Origin of the sequence: Carnobacterium sp. CP1 (genome assembly GCF_001483965.1) — a bacterium.
In the GTDB taxonomy this organism is placed as follows: domain Bacteria; phylum Bacillota; class Bacilli; order Lactobacillales; family Carnobacteriaceae; genus Carnobacterium_A; species Carnobacterium_A antarcticum.
In genome coordinates this window covers 2,155,847-2,178,690 of the sequence record NZ_CP010796.1, presented here as the reverse complement: position 1 = coordinate 2,178,690, position 22,844 = coordinate 2,155,847, and the positions used below count along the sequence as shown (strand labels likewise).

16 protein-coding genes are annotated in these 22,844 nt (G+C 39.3%); 3 read left to right on the top strand and 13 right to left on the bottom strand.

Annotated features, from left to right (window positions below; genetic code table 11):
• Positions 1-16: 16 nt before the first annotated feature.
• From galT to NY10_RS10275, 3 genes are read right to left on the bottom strand one after another with little or no spacing between them, the layout of a single operon-like run.
• Entirely contained in the window at positions 17-1,513 is a 1,497-nt protein-coding gene (gene galT, locus NY10_RS10285) for a UDP-glucose--hexose-1-phosphate uridylyltransferase (RefSeq protein WP_058919862.1), read from the bottom strand.
• A 20-nt stretch (positions 1,514-1,533) separates the two neighbouring features.
• Positions 1,534-2,529 (bottom strand): UDP-glucose 4-epimerase GalE, encoded by a 996-nt coding sequence (gene galE / locus NY10_RS10280; protein ID WP_058919861.1) that lies wholly within the window; start codon positions 2,527-2,529, stop codon positions 1,534-1,536.
• Positions 2,530-2,533: 4 nt separating this feature from the next.
• On the bottom strand, positions 2,534-3,706 hold the full coding sequence (locus NY10_RS10275) for a galactokinase (protein ID WP_058919860.1): 1,173 nt from the start codon (positions 3,704-3,706) through the stop codon (positions 2,534-2,536).
• A 285-nt stretch (positions 3,707-3,991) separates the two neighbouring features.
• On the opposite strand from NY10_RS10275, the gene pfkA reads away from it, so the two are divergent.
• Positions 3,992-4,960, top strand: a complete 969-nt coding sequence (pfkA, locus tag NY10_RS10270; RefSeq protein WP_058919859.1) for a 6-phosphofructokinase — start codon at positions 3,992-3,994, stop codon at positions 4,958-4,960.
• A 71-nt stretch (positions 4,961-5,031) separates the two neighbouring features.
• On the opposite strand, the gene NY10_RS10265 is transcribed toward pfkA, so the two are convergent.
• From NY10_RS10265 to NY10_RS10225, 9 genes are all read right to left on the bottom strand, one after another.
• Positions 5,032-5,760, bottom strand: a complete 729-nt coding sequence (locus tag NY10_RS10265; RefSeq protein WP_197408963.1) for a DUF975 family protein — start codon at positions 5,758-5,760, stop codon at positions 5,032-5,034.
• 253 nt (positions 5,761-6,013) lie between these two features.
• A complete protein-coding gene (locus NY10_RS10260) occupies positions 6,014-7,150 on the bottom strand; it encodes a glycerate kinase (RefSeq protein ID WP_058919857.1) in 1,137 nt (378 codons plus the stop codon).
• A gap of 174 nt (positions 7,151-7,324) precedes the next feature.
• Complete coding sequence (locus NY10_RS10255; RefSeq protein WP_058919856.1) at positions 7,325-8,935, bottom strand: gamma-glutamyltransferase family protein; 1,611 nt, start codon at positions 8,933-8,935, stop codon at positions 7,325-7,327.
• A 27-nt stretch (positions 8,936-8,962) separates the two neighbouring features.
• On the bottom strand, positions 8,963-10,168 hold the full coding sequence (locus NY10_RS10250) for a hypothetical protein (protein ID WP_058919855.1): 1,206 nt from the start codon (positions 10,166-10,168) through the stop codon (positions 8,963-8,965).
• 251 nt (positions 10,169-10,419) lie between these two features.
• Positions 10,420-11,349 (bottom strand): 1-phosphofructokinase family hexose kinase, encoded by a 930-nt coding sequence (locus tag NY10_RS10245; RefSeq protein WP_058920314.1) that lies wholly within the window; start codon positions 11,347-11,349, stop codon positions 10,420-10,422.
• A gap of 247 nt (positions 11,350-11,596) precedes the next feature.
• Complete coding sequence (locus tag NY10_RS10240; protein ID WP_058919854.1) at positions 11,597-12,742, bottom strand: mannitol-1-phosphate 5-dehydrogenase; 1,146 nt, start codon at positions 12,740-12,742, stop codon at positions 11,597-11,599.
• A 1-nt stretch (position 12,743) separates the two neighbouring features.
• On the bottom strand, positions 12,744-13,184 hold the full coding sequence (locus tag NY10_RS10235) for a PTS mannitol transporter subunit IIA (RefSeq protein WP_058919853.1): 441 nt from the start codon (positions 13,182-13,184) through the stop codon (positions 12,744-12,746).
• Positions 13,185-13,208: 24 nt separating this feature from the next.
• Positions 13,209-15,338, bottom strand: a complete 2,130-nt coding sequence (locus NY10_RS10230) for a BglG family transcription antiterminator (protein ID WP_231726736.1) — start codon at positions 15,336-15,338, stop codon at positions 13,209-13,211.
• A gap of 179 nt (positions 15,339-15,517) precedes the next feature.
• Positions 15,518-17,323: a PTS mannitol transporter subunit IIBC gene (locus NY10_RS10225; protein ID WP_058919852.1), complete on the bottom strand. Its 1,806-nt coding sequence runs from the start codon at positions 17,321-17,323 to the stop codon at positions 15,518-15,520.
• A 415-nt stretch (positions 17,324-17,738) separates the two neighbouring features.
• Here NY10_RS10225 and glmS point away from each other — a divergent pair, with 415 nt between their 5' ends.
• Positions 17,739-19,547, top strand: a complete 1,809-nt coding sequence (gene glmS, locus NY10_RS10220) for a glutamine--fructose-6-phosphate transaminase (isomerizing) (RefSeq protein ID WP_058919851.1) — start codon at positions 17,739-17,741, stop codon at positions 19,545-19,547.
• 287 nt (positions 19,548-19,834) lie between these two features.
• A complete protein-coding gene (locus NY10_RS10215; RefSeq protein ID WP_058919850.1) occupies positions 19,835-20,860 on the top strand; it encodes a N(5)-(carboxyethyl)ornithine synthase in 1,026 nt (341 codons plus the stop codon).
• Positions 20,861-21,054: 194 nt separating this feature from the next.
• Here the strand turns inward: NY10_RS10215 and NY10_RS10210 are convergent, their stop codons facing one another.
• Complete coding sequence (locus NY10_RS10210; protein WP_058919849.1) at positions 21,055-22,773, bottom strand: Na+/H+ antiporter NhaC family protein; 1,719 nt, start codon at positions 22,771-22,773, stop codon at positions 21,055-21,057.
• Positions 22,774-22,844: the final 71 nt, after the last annotated feature.

Sequence of the window (22,844 nt, the reverse complement as noted above, 5' to 3'; positions counted from 1 at the left end):
TGCTCCTCCTATTCTCCTACTGTAACGTTTTGATAAATCGTTTAAAGGCCGTTTGTCCTGCCAGCGTTTGTTTGTAAACTCCCGCATCTTCCAATACACGTAAGAAAACTTCTCCTACAGCTTCTTCTACAATGTGGTGAACAGTTGCTGCAGTCGGCTGTTTTTCTGCTTTCAACACATTTGCCCATTCTTTATGAGAGTCCGCTAGGTCATTAGGTTTATCCAATAAATACTGTTCAACTTCTTGCAGCTCTGTTTTTAATCGCGGCGGCAAAATTGCTAGACCCATAACTTCGATCAAGCCGATATTTTCTTTCTTGATGTGCTGTACATCAGGATGCGGATGGAAAATACCATCCGGAAATTCTTCTGACGTCCGGTTATTTCGTAAAACCAGATCCAATTCAAAATCAGTTCCTTTGCGACGTGCGATGGGCGTGATCGTATTATGCGGCACTTCACCCGTATAAGCTAAAATAGCCGCTTCTTTATCAGAATATCCGCGCCACTGCTCTAGAATAAAGGCAGCCGCTTCAATCATCGCTTCTTTATCGGCGCTCTTCAGCCGGATTACGGACATCGGCCAGTTAACAACTCCTGCTTCAATCATTGGAAAAGCATCTAACGGAAATGAAAAGTTTACCTCCGCTTCAGCCATTGCAAAAGTATGGCGACCTCCTTGATAATGATCATGCGATAAAATTGATCCCCCAACAATCGGCAAATCGGCATTAGACCCTACGAAGTAATGAGGAAACTGTTCAACGATCCCCAGCAGTTTACTGAAAGTAGCTTTTTCCACTTTCATGGGTTTATGAACTTCCGATAAAAAAATACAATGCTCATTGTAATAAGCGTATGGCGAGTACTGTAAACCCCAGCATTCCTTATTCACCAACATTCGGACAATGCGATGGTTGCTTCTGGCCGGGTGATTAACGCGTCCGGCATAGCCTTCATTTTCCATACACAGCAAACAGATTGGATAACCGGAACTCCCCGCATGCTTCTCCAATGCTATTTGTTTGGGATCTTTTTCTGGTTTAGACAGATTGATCGTTATCTCCAGTTTGCCGAACTCACAAGGAAAATAAAATTGGATATTTTTCGCAATGCTGCGTGTTTTAATGTAATCATTTGACTGACTTAATTGATAAAAATAATCCGTCGCCGCTTGCGGTCCGAAAACGTAACGCTCCCAAAACTGGCGATTTACTTCAGAGGTCAGCGGGGTGATCAAACTCATGATCTCTGCGCCTAGTATCTCATGCGCAGCTTGGATATCTTCAATGACTTTTTCCTGCACTGCATATTCGATAAGCTGATCCAAGACGGCTAACCGTTCCGGCAGCGGATCAGACGCTGCTAAGTTTTGTTGAAAATCTTCTTTTTTCAATAAGCGCAACAATTCATTTGTTTTTAGAATTTTATCCAGTGGATCGATCTCTTGCTGGAAAACCCCTAATTCAATAAAATCAGTAATAAGTTGATTGATAGTCTTTTGCTTACCCATAAAAGTAAAAAGCCCCTTTTTTATTTTTTGGATTGGTAACCTTCTGGATGCAGCTCATGCCAGCGCCAAGCAGAAGCGATAATGTCTCTCACATCCGTTTGTTTTGGATTCCACCCTAAAACAGTTTTAGCTTTTTCACTTGAAGCGATCAAGGTACTTGGGTCGCCCATTCGGCGTGCTTCAATTTTAGCCGGAATTTCTTTTCCCGTCACTTGTCGTGCGGTTTGTAAAATTTCTTTGACTGAAAAACCTACACTGCTGCCTAGGTTAAAAATAGAACTTGGGTTGCCTGCTTTCAAATACTCTAAAGCTAGAATATGTGCTTCGATCAAATCGACCACATGAATATAGTCGCGAATACATGTGCCATCTGGCGTATCGTAGTCTTCGCCAAAAATAGCTACTTGTTCACGTTGTCCTAAAGCCGTTTCTAAAATGATGGGAACCAAATGAGTTTCTGGCGAATGGTCTTCCCCGATACTGCCATCCCATTTTGCTCCAGCCACATTGAAATACCGTAGGGCAACAAATTGCATATCATAAGCTTTACTGCACCATTTCAACATCTTTTCCATCATCAATTTCGATTCGCCATAAGGACTTTCTGGATTGGTTTCAGCTGTTTCTTTAATAGGAATGGCTTTCGGTTCGCCGTAAGTAGCAGCCGATGAAGAAAAAACGATCGGCTTAACGCCAAATTGCTGCATTACCTCTAAAGTCACTTGTGTACCATAGACATTGTTATTGAAATACTGCAACGGTTCTTGCATAGATTCGCCGACCAGCGAATTGGCAGCAAAATGCAGCACTCCTTCAACCGTTTCTTTCTCGAAAACACTGCTCAAAAAAACTTTGTCGCGAATATCGCCTTGATAAAAGCGTGCTTGCGCTGGAATGGCTTCTTGATGACCCGTTTGCAGGTTATCGACCACCGCTACCTCATACCCGCGTTCAATCAATTGGTCAACGGCATGCGACCCAATATATCCTGCCCCGCCTAGTACTACTACTGTCATAATGTTACGCCTCCTCTAGCATTTTTGCGCCGTCGCTGATACTGGCAATATAAAATTCAGCTGGATAACCGATTTCAGCTTCATACACTTTCCCAACCTTTTCAATAAAGGTCTCAATTTGATCGTCAGCAACCAATGCAATCGCACATCCGCCAAATCCTGCACCGGTCATGCGTGCCCCGATCACACCAGGTTGATCCCAAGCCGCCTGTACTAACGTATCCAATTCTATACCCGTTACTTCATAATCATCCCGCAAAGAAATATGCGAAGCGTTCATCAATAATCCGAATTCTTTTAAATTCCCAGCTTTCAATGCTTGTGCTGCTTTTAATGTCCGTTGGTTTTCACTTACAGCATGACGCGCTCGTTTTTTGATCATTTGATTTGACAATTGATCTTGATACGTTTCAAAGGTCGCTTCATCCAAAGCACCCAATGATGGAATAGAAACAAATTTTTGTAGCTCTTCCAATGCTTGTTCACATTCGCTATGACGTGTATTGTAGCCTGATTCTGCTAATTCTCGACGTTTTTTCGTATTCATAATGACAATTTTGTTGTCGCCTAATTCGACAGGAACCATTTCATATTCAAGCGTATTGCAATCCAATAAGATAGCTTTATCTTTTTCGCCCATTCCTACTGCAAATTGGTCCATAATACCAGAACTGACACCGATAAATTTATTTTCTACTTTCTTCCCGATTTTTATCAAATCCAAACGAGTTACATTTAGGTTAAACAACTCTTCCAGCATAACACCTGTCAGCATCTCAAGCGAAGCAGAGGAAGACAATCCGGCACCATTAGGAATATTTCCGTAAATCACAACATCCATTCCCGTATCAATCTCATACCCTGCTTCTTTCAAGTACTTAATGACGCCTTTAGGATAGTTTGTCCATTTATCTTCCTTACGATACTCTAAATCCGTTACATCAAATGAGATAATGCCTAACTCAGGAAAATTTTCAGAATACAAATTGATTGTCGTATCTTCTCTTTTAGCAGCCAAGCCAAAAGTCCCAAGTGTGATCGCACACGGAAAAACATTCCCGCCATTATAATCTGTGTGTTCACCGATTAAATTAATCCGACCCGGAGCAAAAAACGCTTTCATTTCTTTGTCGCCAAAAAAATCTTGAAATTTTTGTTTTAATTCTGTCAATTCCATCATCATTCTCCTTTGATTCGTAGTGTTACTCTTATTCTATTTCTTCCAGTAAAAAAGGTCAAGTAAAGTTTAGTAAATATTTTAAAAAATCTCAACTATAAGGAATAGTCCTAATTAGTATATTCCATTAGAGTTAAATGTTAAAATGAAAAAATAAGCATCATTATCTGAAACCCAATTCTAACTTTCAGATAAGGTTCTAGACTTGACCGCTTAGACTATCTATAATAGATAAAGGTTGTTGTAGATAGTAATGAGATCAAATACATTTATGAGGTGAAAAACATGAAACGTATTGCTGTTTTAACAAGTGGAGGAGACGCTCCTGGTATGAACGCAGCTGTTAGAGCTGTTGTTCGTAAAGGGGTTTACGAAGGCATCGAAGTTTTTGGAATCAACTACGGATTTGCTGGACTAGTGGCTGGAGACATCCGAAAATTAACCGTTTCTGATGTTGGTGAAAAGATTTACAAAGGAGGAACGTTCCTGTATTCTGCTCGTTATCCCGAATTTGCATCTGAAGAAGGACAATTAAAAGGTATTGAGCAGCTGAAAAAATTCGGTATTGAAGGTTTAGTGGTTATTGGTGGAGATGGTTCTTATAAAGGAGCCCTTGCTTTAACAAAGCACGGTTATCCGACCATTGGCATACCTGCTACGATTGATAATGATATTGCTGGAACTGATTTCTGTATTGGTTTTGATACAGCTATCAACACTGTTTTAGAATCTATTGATAAAATCAGAGATACAGCTACCAGCCACATCCGGACGCTGGTTATCGAAGTTATGGGCAGAGATGCTGGCGATATTGCGCTTTGGTCAGGCATTGCTGGCGGAGCGGAACAAATCATTATTCCTGAAAAAGAATTTGATATGGAAGAAATTGCAAACACGATTCGCATCGGAAGAGAACGCGATAAAAAACATAGTATTATCGTTGTTGCTGAGGGCGTAATGAAAGCAGATAAATTTGCTGCTGAACTTAGCAAATATGGAGACTTCCAAACACGTTTCACTGTATTAGGACATGTTCAACGAGGCGGTTCTCCTACAGCCCGCGACCGTGTGCTTGCAAGTGTTTTCGGAGCAAAAGCTGTTGAGTTGCTGATGGCCGGTAAAGGCGGTCTAAGCTTAGGAAACGTAGAAAATAAATACGTAGAAAATGACCTTCTTGACACTCTAAAGAATAAAAAGCATATAACCGATCCTCTTAATTTATATAAATTAAGCCAAGAAATTTCTCAAGGATAAAAGCTCCTCTCTGTTCTGAACAAAAAAAGTTCCCATCATTTAGACTGATGGGAACTTTTTTATGTTTCTTTTTAGATTATTTCTACTTGTTCGGTTCTATAATAATTTGCAGATAAGTCATCATAAAAAGCGGCCATAGTAGCATTCATATAAGGATTTAACCATAAGAATCCAATTCCGAAAGTCAAGATGCTAAGCAGTCCCCAACCAATGAAACTTAGTTGTAATTTAAAATATTCCCACTTGTGTCCATCCATCATTCTTCTGCTTTCAGTAATGCAATCTAATGCAGATGGTTTTTCATTTTCAGAATGATTTGTACGGTCTTTATAAATAAAATAAGCTTGGGAATAAGCTAATGATTTAATAATTCCTGGAACAATAAATAACAGTGTCCAAAAAAAGGTGAATATTGAAATGATAATATAAATTAATACGGATCTTAGAAAATACTTTTTAGTAAAAACTTGAAAAGCATTCTTAAATGGATGGATAGTCAATTCTGGATTTCTAAACCAATCTAAAAATGTATAAGAAATCCCGACAGTTATCAATGTAGAAATAATGCCACCAGCAGTTCCAGCGTTATCAGAAAAACTCGTTTCATAATTCGGCATATAATCAGCTGCGACATACATAGGTTGATTCATTATTCCAACTATAACAATTGCACCTATTACGCCAATTGTTAACATCAATAATGTTGGTACTAAATTTAGTAAAATCGCGTCTTTCCATCTCCCACGAAAGAGATCTTTAACATCTTGTTTCAATTCAATTCTTCTTTTATAATTTTCCAATCTAATCGTTCCTTCCATTGTGCTTGTTTTTGCAGATAAGCCATTGTCTAAACTTAATCATACCAAAACTGCTCTTTATATATCAAACGTTAGTGATTTAATTCTGTAGTTTTCTTTAATTCTTCCTACATTATCATTTTTTAACGGATAATATCGTTTCGGCTTTCATAAAAAAAGAAAAAACTCTTTTATTTTTGCTTACATCTATAACTTGTGTAACAAGTAACCTATCGACTACTATAATTCCTCTTTATTATTTCTTTCCAATCTTAATAACTGCCGCAATGTTTTGTGTAGTTTGTTTTATATTTTCATATCCCGTTTCCAATGCGGTCTCTAAAGAAGTAATTTCAGAAAGAATGCTGAAGACGGCCGTCACTCCATGTTCATAAATCGCCTCATAATCACCAGATAATCGTCCGGCAATAGCGATGATCGGCACTTGATACCTTTGAGCAATTTTAGCCACACAAATAGGCGTTTTTCCATAAATCGTTTGATGGTTGATCCCTCCTTCGCCCGTGATAACTAAATCGGCATTGCGGACTTCATCTGCTAAACCGACCAACCCGCTAACCAATTCACCGCCATTTTGCAACTTCGCTTCTAGAAAAGCCATCAAAGTACCACCTAAACCGCCAGCTGCTCCTGCTCCAGCAACAAATTCAATGTCCTGATTCAAATCCTGACGAATCAAACGGGCAAAGTGTGCTAAATTTTGGTCGAGTTGTTCTATTTGTTCCGCTGTACCGCCTTTTTGGAATCCATAAACATAAGAAGCTCCTTTAGGTCCGGTTAAAGGATTGTCCACATCACACGCTACTTTGATTTCAACTTCTTTTAATTTTGGGTTTAATTTGGCAAGATCGATTGAAACTAAATCAGCTAAGCCGATTCCGCCAGGGATGATTTGTTGTCCTTTTTTATCCAGCAGTTCCCCGCCTAGACATTGAATCATTCCAGCACCACCATCATTGGTTGCACTGCCTCCGATGCCAATTAAAATTTCTTTGACCCCTTTATTTAAAGCTTCTTGAATCAATTCTCCAGTACCCCATGTAGAGGTAATCAATGGATTCCGTTCCGAAGGGGGAACTAAGTGCAATCCTGAAGCTGCCGCCATTTCAATAATGGCGACAGTACCATCTCCTGAAATACCGTAAAATCCTTCTACTGGTTCCCCTAATGGTCCTTGAACACTAAGCGTTTCTAGCCTTCCTTTTGTAGCATCAACTAAAGACTGCACTGTTCCTTCGCCTCCATCAGCCATCGGAATTTTTACATATTCTGCATCAGGAAATACTTTTTTAAATCCTTCTTCAATAGCATTGGCTGTTTCTAATGCGGTTAAACTTTCTTTAAACGAGTCTGGTGCAATGACAATTTTCATTTGGACACTCACTCTCCTCATATGAACCATTTACACGTTATCGTCTGAATGGCTTTACTGTTATTATATAAGTTTCAGCTTGTTTAATGAAGTTTATCCTTTTGGATCAAATCTAGCCGCCAATAAAAAAAAAGACAAGTCACCACAAAAATGGGAAGACTTGTCTTTGTTAGTTTACCAGACAGATAAATACCCGTCTGATCTTGGTTCTGTTCCACCGACTAAAACACCATTCTTATCACGCAAAATGATTTGGCCGCGTCCGAACATAATCGTTTCATTGACCACTTCCACTTCATGTCCTTTTCGCATCAGCGCTTCGGTCACATGGAAAGGCATGCTCGGTTCAACTTGAATGTGTTTTCCTTTGATCCATTGCCATCTGGGAGCATCTAGTGCATCTTGCGGATTCAAATGAAAGTCAATCATACTGCTGACCAGCTGCATATGCCCTTGAGGCTGCAATGGTCCGCCCATCACACCAAACGGTCCAATAGCGGTATCGCCTTGCGTTAGAAATCCAGGAATGATGGTATGGTAAGGACGCATACCCGGTACTAAATAATTTGGATGACCTTTCTCCAAAGTAAATTGACAACCGCGATTATGCAGACTGATTCCCCATCCAGGTAAAACCGTTCCGGAGCCAAAACCTGTGTAGTTGCTTTGGATATAAGAAACCATGTTGCCGTCTTTATCGGCTGTTGCAAAATAAACGGTCCCTGACTTATCCAACTCACCAGGAGCTGGCGTTAACGCTTCTTCACCAATCAACTCGCTGCGTTCTTTTGCATACTCTTTTGATAACATCGCTTCTAATTCAACTTTCATCGCTTTGGGATCAGCGATATGCTCTAAACCATCGCTGAATGCCAGTTTGATGGCTTCAATTTGCTTATGATACGTTTCAATATCGTCTTTCCCTTTTAACTCTAAGTTCTCTAGGATATTGAGAGCCATTAAGACAATTACACCAATCCCATTCGGCGGCAGTTCCCAAACATCATAACCACGGTAATTCGTGGAAATAGGGTCGACCCATTCTACTTGGTGCTTTTCCAAATCTTCTTTGCGTATGTAGCCGCCATGCTCCCGTGAAAATGCATCGATCTCATCCGCAATTTTCCCGCGGTAAAACGATTCTCCATTTGTGTTGGCAATTTCTCGCAGGGCTTTAGCGTGACCTTCAGAAGACCACATTTCGCCGGCTTCCACCGGACGGTCATCTGGGCAAAAAACATCGAACCACGTTTTCAAAACAGGGTAATCTTTTAAAGCAGCTGAGTAAATTTTATAGTATCGTTTCCATAAACGCGCAACATTACTGGCAACTGGGAAGCCTTCTTCAGCAATTTTAGCTGCTGGTTCCAACACTTCTGTTAAAGGCAAATTGCCAAACTTTTCAGATAAAGCTACCCAACCGCTAGGCAGCCCTGGAACAGAAACAGGATCTAATCCAAATTTGCTGATTTCTTGGTAACCTTTTTTTACAATAGATTCCGAAGTCATCAAATCGGGTGCTGCTCCGCTGGCATTCAAGCCATACATTTGCCCTTCAAACCAAACCAAAACAAATGCGTCGCCTCCAATCCCATTCCCTGAAGGTTCAACCACTGTTAATGCCGCTGAAGTAGCAATTGCTGCATCAATGGCATTTCCGCCTTTTTTCAGTATTTCTAGTCCTGCTTGCGACGCCAGCGGACTTGCGCTGCCAATCATTCCTTTATGGCCGTAAACTAAATTACGTCTTGATGCGTAATGAAATAAATTTGGATCAAATTTCATAGGTATTCCCCTTTGCATTTTAATGGTTTATAAAAAGTTAACGAAAACTCCAGCGATCACAATGGATAACGTCGTAACTGTCGACAATCCGGCTACTACATAAGCTGGCATAATGTGTTCTAGAATTATTTCTTGTTCTTCAGGATCATCCGTTACGGCTTTAGCAATTTCGTTTGAAATCAAAAAAGTTGCTGGGAAGCCTAAAAATTGTCCCATGGCAATTCCCATAGCTAAATTTTTAGTTTTTGTCAGTTTCCAACCTGGCAGTAAATAGAAAACAATGTATAAAGCTATCAAAGACACCCCGATCAGCAAAATAGTCGAGAGACCTAATGAAAGCAAGTCAGCCACACTAATGTTAGCCAGCGAAGGAACGATTGTCGCAAAGACTAACATGGACAGCAATCCAGAGGCTTTCCCTTTTTCTAAGATTTTGTTGGGAACCAACTTGGTATAACTCATCACTGCTCCAAATAACAAAGCCCAAATCGAATAGTTGATAGGAGTGACTGTTCCTAGTGAAACTGCAATCCAAGCAAAGAAAACAGCAATTGCTACACAGACAAAATCAGTAAAATACTTGTTGTTTCTATCAGCGAAGCCGATGTTTTTTTGTAAGTCTGCTTGCATAGATTCTTCTTCACTTGGCGTTAATACCTTTTTTTGCTTGCTGCGGTAATCAGCCAAAACGTCCTTTGCCTCTCTTACTCCAAAAAAGGAAGCTGGATAAGAACCGGCAAACTTCTTAATAGCGTATAGCACTACTCCTAAAGCAGCAGGAATAGCTAAACCTATTTCAGAAGCTGCACCACTCATGATTTGTGTCGACACGATCCCGCCGTTTAACACTGGAATTGCTACAATAGCACTCTTAATTCCGACGATTGGAGCGACCGCTAAACAAGCCAACATGACAACCAACATGGATACAACGGCTGTCAAAACGGTTCGCCATTCTTCAGCCAATTGCTTTAAATTGATCATCGTACCCATATGAAAAATCAATAAACCGGCCGATAAACTGCCAAATTCCGATAAACCAGCTAATTCGATAATATTAGCGGGTAAGACATTCGTCAAAAAACCGATAAGAAATAAAAATAATGCCACAAATACAGATGAAACTTTAGCTTTGGAAAGAATCCCAAAGAAGTCCCCAATCGCAAAAATACCAACTACAATCAAAAAATAAAAGTAGCTTCCACTTGTGAAAGCTGTCAAGATATCCTGCATAAAAATTCCTCCCCTATAAATCGTGCTTTTTTAGTCGATTTGATTAAGATGAAAGAAAATAAACTAATCAAAATCTAATGCAATGGGCATATCTTACCATTGTATTCTAATGAGTGTCAATCCTTATTCTGGCTTTATGCACAATATATACAGTTATTTAATAATGATGGTCTTAAAAAAGACACCATCAAGCAAATGCCTTTTCTTTCCAAGGCAAATCTGATGGTGACTTGTTAATAATTTGTTTATTTTTAGTCCATTTGTAATTTTTCAACTCGTACTTTCTTTTGTAACAACTTAGCTTCTTTCACACTAAATGTTGTGCTGTTCGTGTATTGCACTTTGCTTGCAGCACAACCGCTCGCAAAGGCTAACGTCTCAGTCAATGGCTTTCCTAAAGATAAATTTGCTAAGAAAGCCCCGACAAAGCAATCACCGGCACCCGTATCATTCACTGCAACGACTTTAGGAACCGTGATTTGGTAAAACTCACCATCATGGCTGCAAATGCTGCCTTCACTTCCTTGCGAAACAACGACATAATCGATTTTTTTAGACAGTTCTTTTAAGTTCTCTAGTAAAGGATTTTCTGCGGAAACAATTTCTTGTATTTCAAAGGCATTCGGTTTGATAAAGTTTACTCCTACTTCAACTGCTTTAGTCAATGCTGTTCCCGAAAGATCGCATGCGATAAAACAGTTTTTCTTTTTCAATACATGCAGCAACTCTTCCAAATCTCTCAGTTCGAATCCCGGCGGCATCGAGCCGGCAATCAAAACGATATCCTTTTCTTGAATCTTTTCTTCAATTTTTTCAGTCAACAATTCTATATCATAACTGGAGACTCTAAAACCTTTTTCAGTGATCAAGATACTACCGCTAACGTTCGCTTCCAAAATAACATAGCTTTCTCGAGTCGGCTTTCCATAAACCTCTACCAAATCATAATTGAGTTCTTTTTCCTTTAAAATTTTTTCCAATTTACTTTTGTTCGTTGTACCGCAAAAACCCAATGCTTGGTTTTCTACGCCTAGTGTACTCATCGCAAAAGAACCATGGTGACCTTTTCCGCCTAAATCATACTCGACTTTACTAAGCCGGTTGTTTTTTTCTTTGACCAATGTTTTTTCAAGGAATAACAAACGGTCAATGGCTGGATTCAATGTAATGGTGTAGATCATATTTTTTTCTCCTTCCAATTGCACTATTTTCAAAAAAACCTTCTTTTTCTTCTTATTATATCACCTAACTGTACCGCTTACATTTATTAACCTTTCAGTGAACAGCTGAAAGGCTAATACCGGCTTCCGTTTTTTCATTCAGCGATGTCCAAATAGTTGCTTGAAATCGTTTAATGACAAAAAAACCACCAACATTAGCAGCTTTTTGCTGAATGTTGGTGGTTCCTTGAATCGTTTTGATTAGATACTAGACTACTTTAGTGTATTCGTCCGCGATTTTATCAATTAAGGTTTTGTCTTTCAAACCTGTTACTTCCTTAATAACTTCTTCAACTGGTTTTCCTGCTAATAATTCAGCTAGCTTTTGACTTTCTTCATCAGCAGCATCACGATAAACCAATATTTTGGCTACTGTTTTGATTAAATGTTCAGTAGACAATCCTCTTTCATTTGCTTCCCGAATAGGTCGGATAAACCGTTCATCGTAGCCTAATTTTCTCATCGGTGTTCTTGCTACACGTGTAATATCATCTGAGATATAAGGGTTCATGAAACGTGACAATATTTTTTCAATATAAGCTTGGTGCTCAGCTGCATCGAAATCCCACTTCTCAATCATTAAAGCACCTGTTTCGCCTAAAACGTGTTCAACTTGCGCTTTTACTTCTTCATCTTTTAAAGCTTCATCTATGGTTTTGTAACCCGCATATTTTCCGGTATAAGCTGTAGTCGCATGTCCGGTATTCACAGTGAATAATTTTCTTTCGATATACGGTTCTAAATCTTCTGCATAATGGGCGCCGGTTAACTTAAGGTCTTTATTTTTCAAAGCTCTTTCGTCAATGACCCATTCTTTATAAGGTTCAACTGAAACAAATAATTTATCTTCATGCGTTTGCAGAGGAACGATCCGGTCAACAGCTGCATTAGGAAATCCAATGTATTGTTCAACGTATTGAATTTCTTCATCCGATAAATGCTTGATAACTTCGCTTTTAAGGAAATCACTTCCGCCAATCATATTTTCACAAGCAATCACATCTACTGGTTGAGTAGAGTTCATTTCTTTACGTTTTTGAATTCCTTCAGCTATCAATGGTGCAATAAACGGCAATATTTTCGGGCCAATGGCAGTCGTAACAATGGCTGCCTGTTTAAAAGCTTCCACGACTTCTTCAGGATGGGTACCATTGTTGATGCCGGAAACATTTTTGACCGTAATGTGTTTTTTATTTTCTTCAGCTAATTCGATCGTATATTCTTTGTACTGGTTCAAGGCATCAATGATGTCTTTATTGACATCGATAAATGCAATGTCGAATCCATTTTCAGATAGAACTTCTCCAATAAACCCTCTGCCAATATTGCCTCCGCCAAAATGAATAGCTTGCATATTATTCGACCCCTTCCAATGCAGATAAAACTTCTTCTGCTGTAGTTGCATCTGCTAATTTAACAACGTTATCGATCTCTGAGCAATAAATAGCGATTTTTGAAAGAATGTCCAAATGCTCATTGCCGACTCCAGCGATTCCGAAAACAATGCTGACCATTTTTTCATCTTCCTCTGTTCCAAAGTTAACGCCGCCTGGAATTTGGACAACAGAAAGTCCTGATTTTTTGATCATATCTTTTGAATTTTCTGTACCATGCGGAATAGCAATAAAGTTGCCCATATAAGTGGTTAAATTCTCTTCGCGTTGAATCATTTCTTTAATGTAGCCTTCTTCTACATATCCTCCATCAACTAAAATTTGACCAGCGTAACGGATAGCTTCCTCTTTATCTACAAAAGCTTGGTTTAAACGAATGTTTTCTTTTTTTAAAATGTCCATTTTATTCATCCTCTTTCTTGTTCATTATTGTTTTTGGTATTTTTCTAAAAATAAGGCATTTAAATAATTGGTGAGCAATTTTTTCGAACCAGCATTAAAGATTTCTAAATTCAAGTCACTTTCAACAATAGCAGAACTGATCAATCCCAATACTTCTTGAGCCGCCTCGCTTAAAGGTTCAGGACCAAGCATCATTAACACTCGTTTCATCTCAATGGTCCCTTTATCAATCGAATCCATCACAAAAGATGCCGGAATGTCATAAATAGCAAAGTACGGCACGGTCACTTCTGAATCAATACAATGGAATAAAGCCATGTTCGTTCCAGGTAAACCAATAGGAGCTATAGTCATGCGCTCCAGCAGCTTCCATTTGATTTTTTCGGGATTCGAAAGAACGGCTTCTTCTTCCAAATACAAACAAATAGATTCAATCAGTTCTTCTATATTGCGGTGATTCTGCCATTTCTTCAAATCGAACCGTTCGAATAACTGATTTACGATCGTCATTTTATGATAAAAGGTTTTAAATTCATTTTCTTCTATCGGCGATGTCACTAGATTTTTAGTATCAGAAGGCTGTTTTTTCAATTTTTCGGATAGCAATTGTTTAATAGACATCCGGATGCTTTTGATTTCATCATCCATCAGCAATGGCGTAACAACTTTGTATTCTGATTCAAACCCTTGCAAGAAAATCGTGGAGAGAATCAAATCGTAGTCTTCCAATTCTAGTTGATCCAATTGAGAAATACGCGAGGTCGCGATATCAGATATTTCTGGAATATTTTTCTTTAAACGGTTTTGCACTATTTTAGCCATGCCGACACCACTTGAACAAATAACCAATACAGAAACATGCTGTCTAGCAATCAACTTCTCATAGGTGGAGGCAAAATGAATCACGATATAGATGATTTCATCAGGTAAAAACTCAATGTCTGTAAAGACTTCTTTTAAGTTTTCCTCCACTACAAGACTCAATTGTTGATACTGTGAATGTATCTTTTGTAGTAGTGAACTTACATTGCCTGGCATCGGCGCCATCGCTCGCTTAACCGCAGCAGAGATATGAGCCAGCAAATCATTGTACAAGGTTTCGTCTTGATTGAAATCCCAATCCATTTGATAAGAAACTCTACGAATCAATTCGCTCACCTTAAAACTCAAATCTGCATCATAACCTTCTGAAAAGAACTCTTTTCGTATGTGGACATTCAAGCCTTCTATCTGAAGAGCCAGAAAATAAGTTTCTGCCAAGTTTACTTCAATAGCATCCCTCTTCTGGGTAGCTTGAAAAATTCCTTTCGCGATGCTGACACTTGTGGAGTCTTCAACCGTCGTTAACGGCGTATGGAAGGATTCCAAAGTATAGCCTTGCTTGATGCGCATAATGGAAAAGGTCAACAAAATAATGAGTTTTTGAAATTGAGTATCGGTCACTTGTTTAAAGAAATCTTGATCAAACTCTTTTAGAACATAGTACACATTGGTCAACACTTGTTCATCCAATAGATTTAAAAACAAGTTCTCTCTTTTTACCCATTGGCTCTCTTTATTTTTCTTTGAGAAGCTCTCGAGCAATCGAGAAAAATCGTATTCGTTGATTTCGCTGCTGATCAATCCGCTAATAATCAACCTGCGATTGCTTTCTTCAGCAACGGCTTTGATGCCTTTGGATTTTTTTCTTTGAATTTCAATTTTATAGTCTTTAAAAATTTCTTCTATCGATTGTAGATCTGATTGGATCGTCCCCACGCTCACTTGAAGTTCAAGGGCTAAAGCTTCCATTTTAACTTCTTCTTCATTTAGCAACAATTGGATAACTAAGATGCTCTGGCGTTGTTGAACCGACAATTCTTTAGAGGAGTCATGCAGATTTTCTTGCAATTCCTGGAGTGCAATAGCATTGCCAATTAAACGATACCCCTTATCCGGTTCTCGAACTAATTTGATTTGGCTTTTGGCTAATGTGCTTTCCAGACTCGACATTTCACGGTAAATCGTCCGGTCACTAACACGAAGAGCCTCGGTCAAAAAGTCTAATGTCACTCCGTTTTTTTGTTCCAAGAGCAGCTCGATAATTTTCTTTTCTCTTTTAGAAATGTTAATCGGGATTTCCTCCTTTCCAAAAAAATCAAAATGAGTAAACACAGTGACTACTCTTCACTGTGTTTACTCTCCTTATTTTAAATTTTGGGGAAAGCATACCGCTACACACTGGTTGCAGTTGAATCCCAAAACTCTTATTCTATATAAGAAAAGTATGTTGTTTACATTACTTATCTTATCCTAGACGATCAAGTTGCTAAAGCAATAAGCCTTCCAGTGAACTATTCGTTAATAGATTTTTTTAAATCATCAATAATTTCATCGTATTTCGGACTATTCAAGAAATTTCCCACCGAAACTTGTGTTGCATGAGGCGTTTTTTGTTGTGCACGAACGGTTAATTCTTCTTGCGTAATGACCAACAAACCGTCTTCATCTGTTAGGTTATTGATCGATGAGTTTGTCACCGAGATATCCAAACCAGCTTCTTTTACTTTTTTGCGTAAGATAGAAGCTCCCATTGCACTAGAACCCATACCAGCATCACACGCAAAGATGATCTTAGAAACATTTTTAGGAACTTCACTTGATGTTGTTCCTGTATTAGCAGACACTTCTGCCGCCGCTTCAGTAGCCGTTGAGCCAGTATTTTTTAAGTTATCAATGATTTCCTCGTATTTAGGACTGTTTAAGAAGTTTTCAACAGAAACTTGTGTTGCCCGAGGTGTTTTTTGTTTTGCACGAGCTGTTAATTCTTCTTGCGTGATAACCAGCAAACCATCTTCATCTTTCAGGTTATTGATCGATGAGTTTGTCACCGAAATATCTAAGCCTGCATCTTTCACTTTTTTGCGTAAGATAGAAGCTCCCATTGCACTAGAACCCATACCGGCATCACACGCAAAGATGATTTTGGAAACTTGCGCTTGTTTAACTTGTGCTACATCGTCTGTTGAAGTTACTGCAGATGCAGATTTGCTTGTTCCTTTTGACTGAGCTTTCATAGCTTGTGTTTCTTTAAGTTTAGTTTCAAATTTTTCGGATTCTGGATCAGATTTATCGGCTTTCAAAATGACCATTGCCACTAAGAAAGAAACAACTGCTCCAGCAACTACTCCTAAAATAACTCCTAGATATCCTCCTTTAGGCGCCATTGCTAGAATAGCAATAATGGAACCTGGAGATGCTGCAGCGACTAGACCAGAGTTCATGATTGTGTTTGTCAACGTTCCAGCCATCCCTCCAGCGATAACAGCTAAGAACAGCAATGGTTTCATTAAAACATAAGGGAAGTAGATTTCATGAATCCCTCCAATAAATTGAATCAATGCAGCTCCAGGTGCAGAAGATTTAGCTGCTCCTTTACCAAAGAATGTATACGCTAATAAGAGTCCTAAACCTGGTCCTGGATTAGCTTCTAGTAAGAAAAGAATTGATTTCCCTGTTTCTGCAGCTTGTTCAATACCCAATGGTGTTAAAATACCATGATTGATAGCATTGTTCAAAAAGAGAATTTTTGCCGGTTCAATAAAAATATTTGCTAGTGGCAATAAGCCTGCGCTAACGATCCATGCTACTCCGCTAGCCAAAGCTCCAGTTAAAATCGTTACAAATGGACCTACTCCATAATAAGCAACGATCGCTAATAGAAATCCAATGATCCCACTAGAAAAGTTGTTGACCAACATTTCAAATCCTGCTTTGATCTTGTCTTTAAAAATGTCATCAAACCATTTGACACAATAACCGCCTAATGGCCCTAACGCCATCGCTCCAATAAACATTGGAACCTCTGACCCCATGATAACTCCAAATGTTGCGATTGATCCCACGACCGCTCCTCGTTGGCCATAAACCATACTTCCGCCCGTATACCCTATCAATAAAGGTAACAAATAGGACAACATCGGACCAACCATAGATGCTAAGTCGGCATTCGGCCAATACCCATCTTCAATAAATAAAGCGGTTATAATTCCCCATGCAATAAATGCCCCAATGTTCGGCATGACCATACCGCTTAAATAGCTGCCCATTCGTTGAACAAATGCTTTTGCCCCTTTTTTTCCACTATTGGTTTGTTCCACAATACTTCCTCCTCAAGTTTCACTTTGTACTTTCTACCTATAAGTAAGCTTAACTCCTTATGAATACGATTACAATAATTGGTACCGCCATTTTTGGCAAACGGTTCACTGCCATAGGTGCCTCTAACTCGATTGGTCTACATAGAAAGAAACAAACGAACAAGGTATACCAATGAAATTAAATGCAATTAAATTCTTGACTTTATCTTTATTCAAGCTTATTATTACCGTATCGCGATTATTCAAATATAAAAACCAGTCTATACCAATACAAACAAACACGTTATTTGGTATAGTCCGTTATCAATTGTTAGACGAATGCTGATGCGTCACTCGGTCATTTTCTACCGTTGACGATTCGTCATTAGAATAAACAGACTCGTATTTGTTTTACTACAGAAAGAAGGACAAGGAAATGTGTGGAATTGTTGGATATATTGGTTATCAAGATGCAAAAGATAGTTTATTGCAAGGACTAGAGAAATTAGAGTACCGAGGCTATGATTCTGCCGGTATTTACGTTATGGACGAAACTGCTACGGGCCACCTGTTCAAAGAAAAAGGCCGAATTGCCGCCTTACGAAATATAGTCGACTCTTCAATAGCAGCTAACGTCGGAATTGGCCACACACGTTGGGCAACTCATGGTGTTCCTAGCGTGGAAAACGCTCATCCTCATCAATCAAACAGCGGACGCTTCACTATTGTTCATAACGGAGTTATTGAAAATTATAAAGAAGTTTATGCTGTCTATTTAAGTGACGTTGACCTACATAGTGATACCGACACTGAGATCATCGTTCAATTAATCGCCCAGTTTGTCGAAAAAGAGCACTTTTCAACGATTGATGCTTTCAAAAAAGCGCTTAGCTGTTTAAAAGGATCTTATGCTTTAGCTTTGATTGACAACGAACAGCCCGATGTCGTTTTTGCGGCAAAAAATAAAAGCCCGTTACTGGTAGGGAAAGGCGACGGTTTTAACGTTATTTGCAGCGATGCCATGGCTATGATCCAAGAAACCAACCAATTCGTTGAATTAATGGACGGCGAAGTCGTGACCTTAACACAAGAAGCCATCAAAATTGAAAATGCCGTTGGCGAAGTAATGGAACGTGATGCCTATACTGCCGAAATCAATCTAAACGATTTAGATAAAGGAACGTACCCTTACTATATGGCGAAAGAGATGGATGAACAACCTGCTGTGATACGCAAAATCATCCAAAGTTATCAAAATGAAGCAGGAAACCTCGAGATAGATCAAGCAATCGTAGCTAAACTGACTGCCAGCGACCGAATCTACATTGTTGCTTGCGGAACGAGTTATAATGCCGGCTGGGTCGGCAAACAATTGCTTGAAACCTTAACGCATATCCCAACCGAAGTTCATTTAGCCAGCGAATTTGGCCACAACATGCCATTGCTGACTAAAAAACCATTCTTTATTTTCTTATCCCAAAGCGGAGAAACAGCGGATAGCCGCCAAGTCTTGGTTAAAGTCAACGATATGAACTATCCTGCTTTAACACTGACTAATGTAGCCGGTTCAACGCTTTCTCGTGAAGCAGAATTCACCTTATTGTTACATGCTGGTCCAGAAATAGCTGTTGCTTCAACCAAAGCTTATACTGCTCAAATTGCTGTTTTAGCTATTTTGGCTGAAGTAGTCGGCAAAACAGTAGGCTTATCAGAAGAGAACAACATAATTCATGATTTAGGCATTGTCGCAAGCAGCATGGAAAGCATTCTTTCTGAAAAAGAACAAATCGAGAAACTAGCTACTGATTATCTTAGCACTACCCGAAATGCTTTTTATATTGGGCGAGGAATTGATTATTATGTAGCTATGGAAGCTTCTTTGAAATTGAAAGAAGTCTCTTATGTACAAACAGAAGGATTTGCAGCTGGGGAACTGAAACACGGCACCATCGCGCTAATCGAAGAAGGCACTCCTGTCATTGCTGTCATTACTGATGAACGCATTGCCGGACATACCCGTGGAAACGTTCAAGAAGTCCATGCCCGTGGTGCACATACCATTGTTATCGTTATGGAAGGATTGGAGCAAGCTGGAGATCAATTCATCTTACCGAAAGTCAACCCGCTGCTTTCACCTTTAGTAAGTGTTGTGCCTACTCAATTACTAGCATATTATACTAGTTTGCACCGTGGAAACGATGTCGACAAACCAAGAAACTTAGCAAAAAGTGTGACGGTTGAATAGAACTACTCTATTTATGTATCTTTTAAGAATTTAAAATTAAAGGTTGAAAGTTTATACTAAAATTTGCTAAAAACAATCCTTTACAAATATTATATTCGTAAAGGATTGTTTTTACTTATGCAAAACGATAATAAACTTTAAACATAATGTTTTAAATACTGTGCAGTTGAGGCGAACTCTTATCTCCTTTTTTCGCCTTGATTTGTAACTAGCTGTTATTAATGCGATAATAAGGTACTATGTCCGGCTTTCTCGTACATAATGATCACATATAGGAGGTTAGGAATATGCTGCACAAACAACTGAAAACTATCGGATTTGTCAACAGTCACAAAGCTGGTGAGAAGCGGATCGCCTTGCTGCCTAGAGACATTGCACAGTTACAACATCGAGAAGCTTTATTTTTTGAAGAAAACTATGGAAGCGGTTTAAACATTTCTGATACTGAATATGCGGCTTTAGGTTGTCAGATTGTTTCGAGAGAAATTGCTTTAGCGCAAGATATCATCTGCGATCCTAAAATTGGAGACGCTACCTTTTTAAAGGATTTACACCCAGGACAAACATTATTCGGTTGGATCCATGCTGTCCAGAACAAAGAAGTAACCGATACATTATTAGCTAATGAGCTTTCAGCATACGCTTGGGAAGACATGTATGAAGATAATCGGCATTCTTACTGGCGCAACAATGAACTGGCCGGCGAAGCAGCCGTCATGCACGCCTATCAATTAAATGGCGTTATGCCTTACGATACCAAAGTTGCCCTTTTAGGTCGCGGCAATACTGCACGAGGCGCACAACGTATTTTAACCGGTTTAGGAGCAGATGTTCGAGTTTACGACCGTCGCCAAGAAAAACTGTTCCGAAAAGAAATGACTGAATTTGATGTGATCGTTAATGCTGTTTTATGGGATACTTCTCGTAAAGACCATCTTGTTTATCAAACAGATTTAAAACATCTTAAACCTGGTACGATGATCATTGATGTCAGCTGTGATGAACATGGCGCCATCGAAACGACTGTTCCCACTTCTTTAGAAGACCCGATTTATGAAATAGATGGTGTTGTCCACTATACCGTTGATCATACTCCAACTATCTTTTATCGTTCTTCTTCAAGCGCTATTTCAAACGAGACCGCTAAGTATATCGATGACTTGGTTGAAAATCAGCCTAATGAAATTCTAGAGAATGCTTTGATTATTGAGCGAGGATATATCATTGACGAGCGGATCAATCAATTTCAGAATAGACCGGTCTCTGATTCTTTAATAAACTCAGACCGGCAAGATCCAGCTTCAGCAATGTAAATAAGAAAAGAAGAGGTTGGGACAAAAGTCCCAACCTCTTTTGCATATCCGAATATTTATTCTAGAACGTGTTCCAAAAAGCAGACCCGACGTCCACTTCACGAATAATGCTCGATGGTCTGTGACCATACTGCGCTTATTCGTTCCAGTGATTCGGGTCTAAACGCTTTTTGTCTCACTCCCTTCTTTTTCCATTATTTGCTGCTATCCGTAACAGGTTCCTCAACGTGTTTGCCGAAGAAATAAACAGTGGCAACTGTCACGATCATCGCAATCGGCATCACGATCCAAATGGATATCCCTAGTCCAACAGGAATAAATCCGAAAACAACAGCGATAGTAGCAACCACAATTGCATACAACAATTGGGTCTTCACATGTTCTAAATGATCTGCTCCAGCTCCCATCGACGATAAAATAGTTGTATCGGAAATCGGTGAACAATGATCCCCGAAAATAGCTCCCGTCAAGACAGCACCGGTAGTCATAACAATAAATTCTGGATCATTAGACAATGCAGCAGATAACGGTATTGCCAGTGGCATCAAAATTCCCATCGCTCCATAAGAAGTCCCTGTTGCAAATGAAATAATCGAACCAAGAATAAAAATGACAGAAGGCAATAAGAAAGCAGGCATTGAATCTGATAATAACGAAACTAAAAATTCAGCTGTACCCAATTCTCCAATAACGGCACTTAAGGACCAAGCCAATAACAAAATAGCTCCAGTAACGATCAATGACTTCATTCCGTTGATCCAAGTATCAACTGCTTCACCCCAAGTAAAGATTTTTTTCGACACGCCCATCGTCATCGCTACGATACTTGCCAACAAAGCTGCCTGGAACAAAACGATACTCGCATCTGAAGCACCAAAGGCTTCTTGTATAGCTAAAAGCGAAACAGGGCTTGTTTTTAGAACTTCTATAGCCGCAGCTTCGCCGCTTTCCATAATGGCAGCATACCCATTGAAATAGAAACCGACAAATGCTGCTATGATCAACGTTCCAATTGGAATCACCATGTTCCAAACACTCAATTTAATTCCTTCAACAGGTTCCATTTCATCCAGTTCAGTTGCTGTAACGACACTAAGGTCTTCCGCATCTTGAGCGTTGCGTTTACGCGCTCTCTTTTCAGCGTTTAACATTGGACCAAATTCTTTTAATAAGAGAGCCGTCGCCAATACAAAAGCCAGCATTAAAAAGTTATAAAAACGATAAGGCAACGTTTGAATAAAAATGCTATAGGCATTGACTGTTTCCCCAATTGCTTCATATCCATCTTTGATCAATCCTACTTCATAGCCTACCCATGTTGAAATTAAAGCTATTCCAGCAATAGGGGCAGCTGTGGCATCAACAATAAAAGCTAGTTTTTCTCTGGAGATTCTTTTCTCGTCTGTTACGGGACGCATTACTGGCCCAACGATCAGCGAGTTGGCATAATCATCAAAAAACATTAAAATCCCTAGAATCCATGTAATGACTTGTGCACTTCTAGGTCCTTTAGCTTTATTCGATAAGACAGCCGCAACAGCTTTTGCACCTCCCATTTTAGTCATTAGCGCAATCAACCCGCCTATCGTCAAAACTTGCAAAATGATTCCGGCATTCCAAGGATCAGCCAAAGAAGTCAACGCGTAATTCACTACACTTAAGAAAGCTTGCATTATCGCAAAAAAGAGCGAACCATTTGCCAAATGGAGCACATAAGCTCCTGAAAAAACACCAATAAACAACGAAATAATGACGTTTTTAGTCACAAATGCTAATAATATCGAGACAACTGGCGGGACTAATGTAAACCAACCATAATTGACGGCAGCACCGTCACCATTTGAAAAATTCATACTAGCGGCGAATACCATAAAAACCGCTACGACTAAAACCAAACCAACTTTCTTCTTCATTTCCTTACTCCCTTTCCTATTTGAACGCAAAAAACGCCTTGAGTTCTATTCAACTCAAGGCGTACTTTATG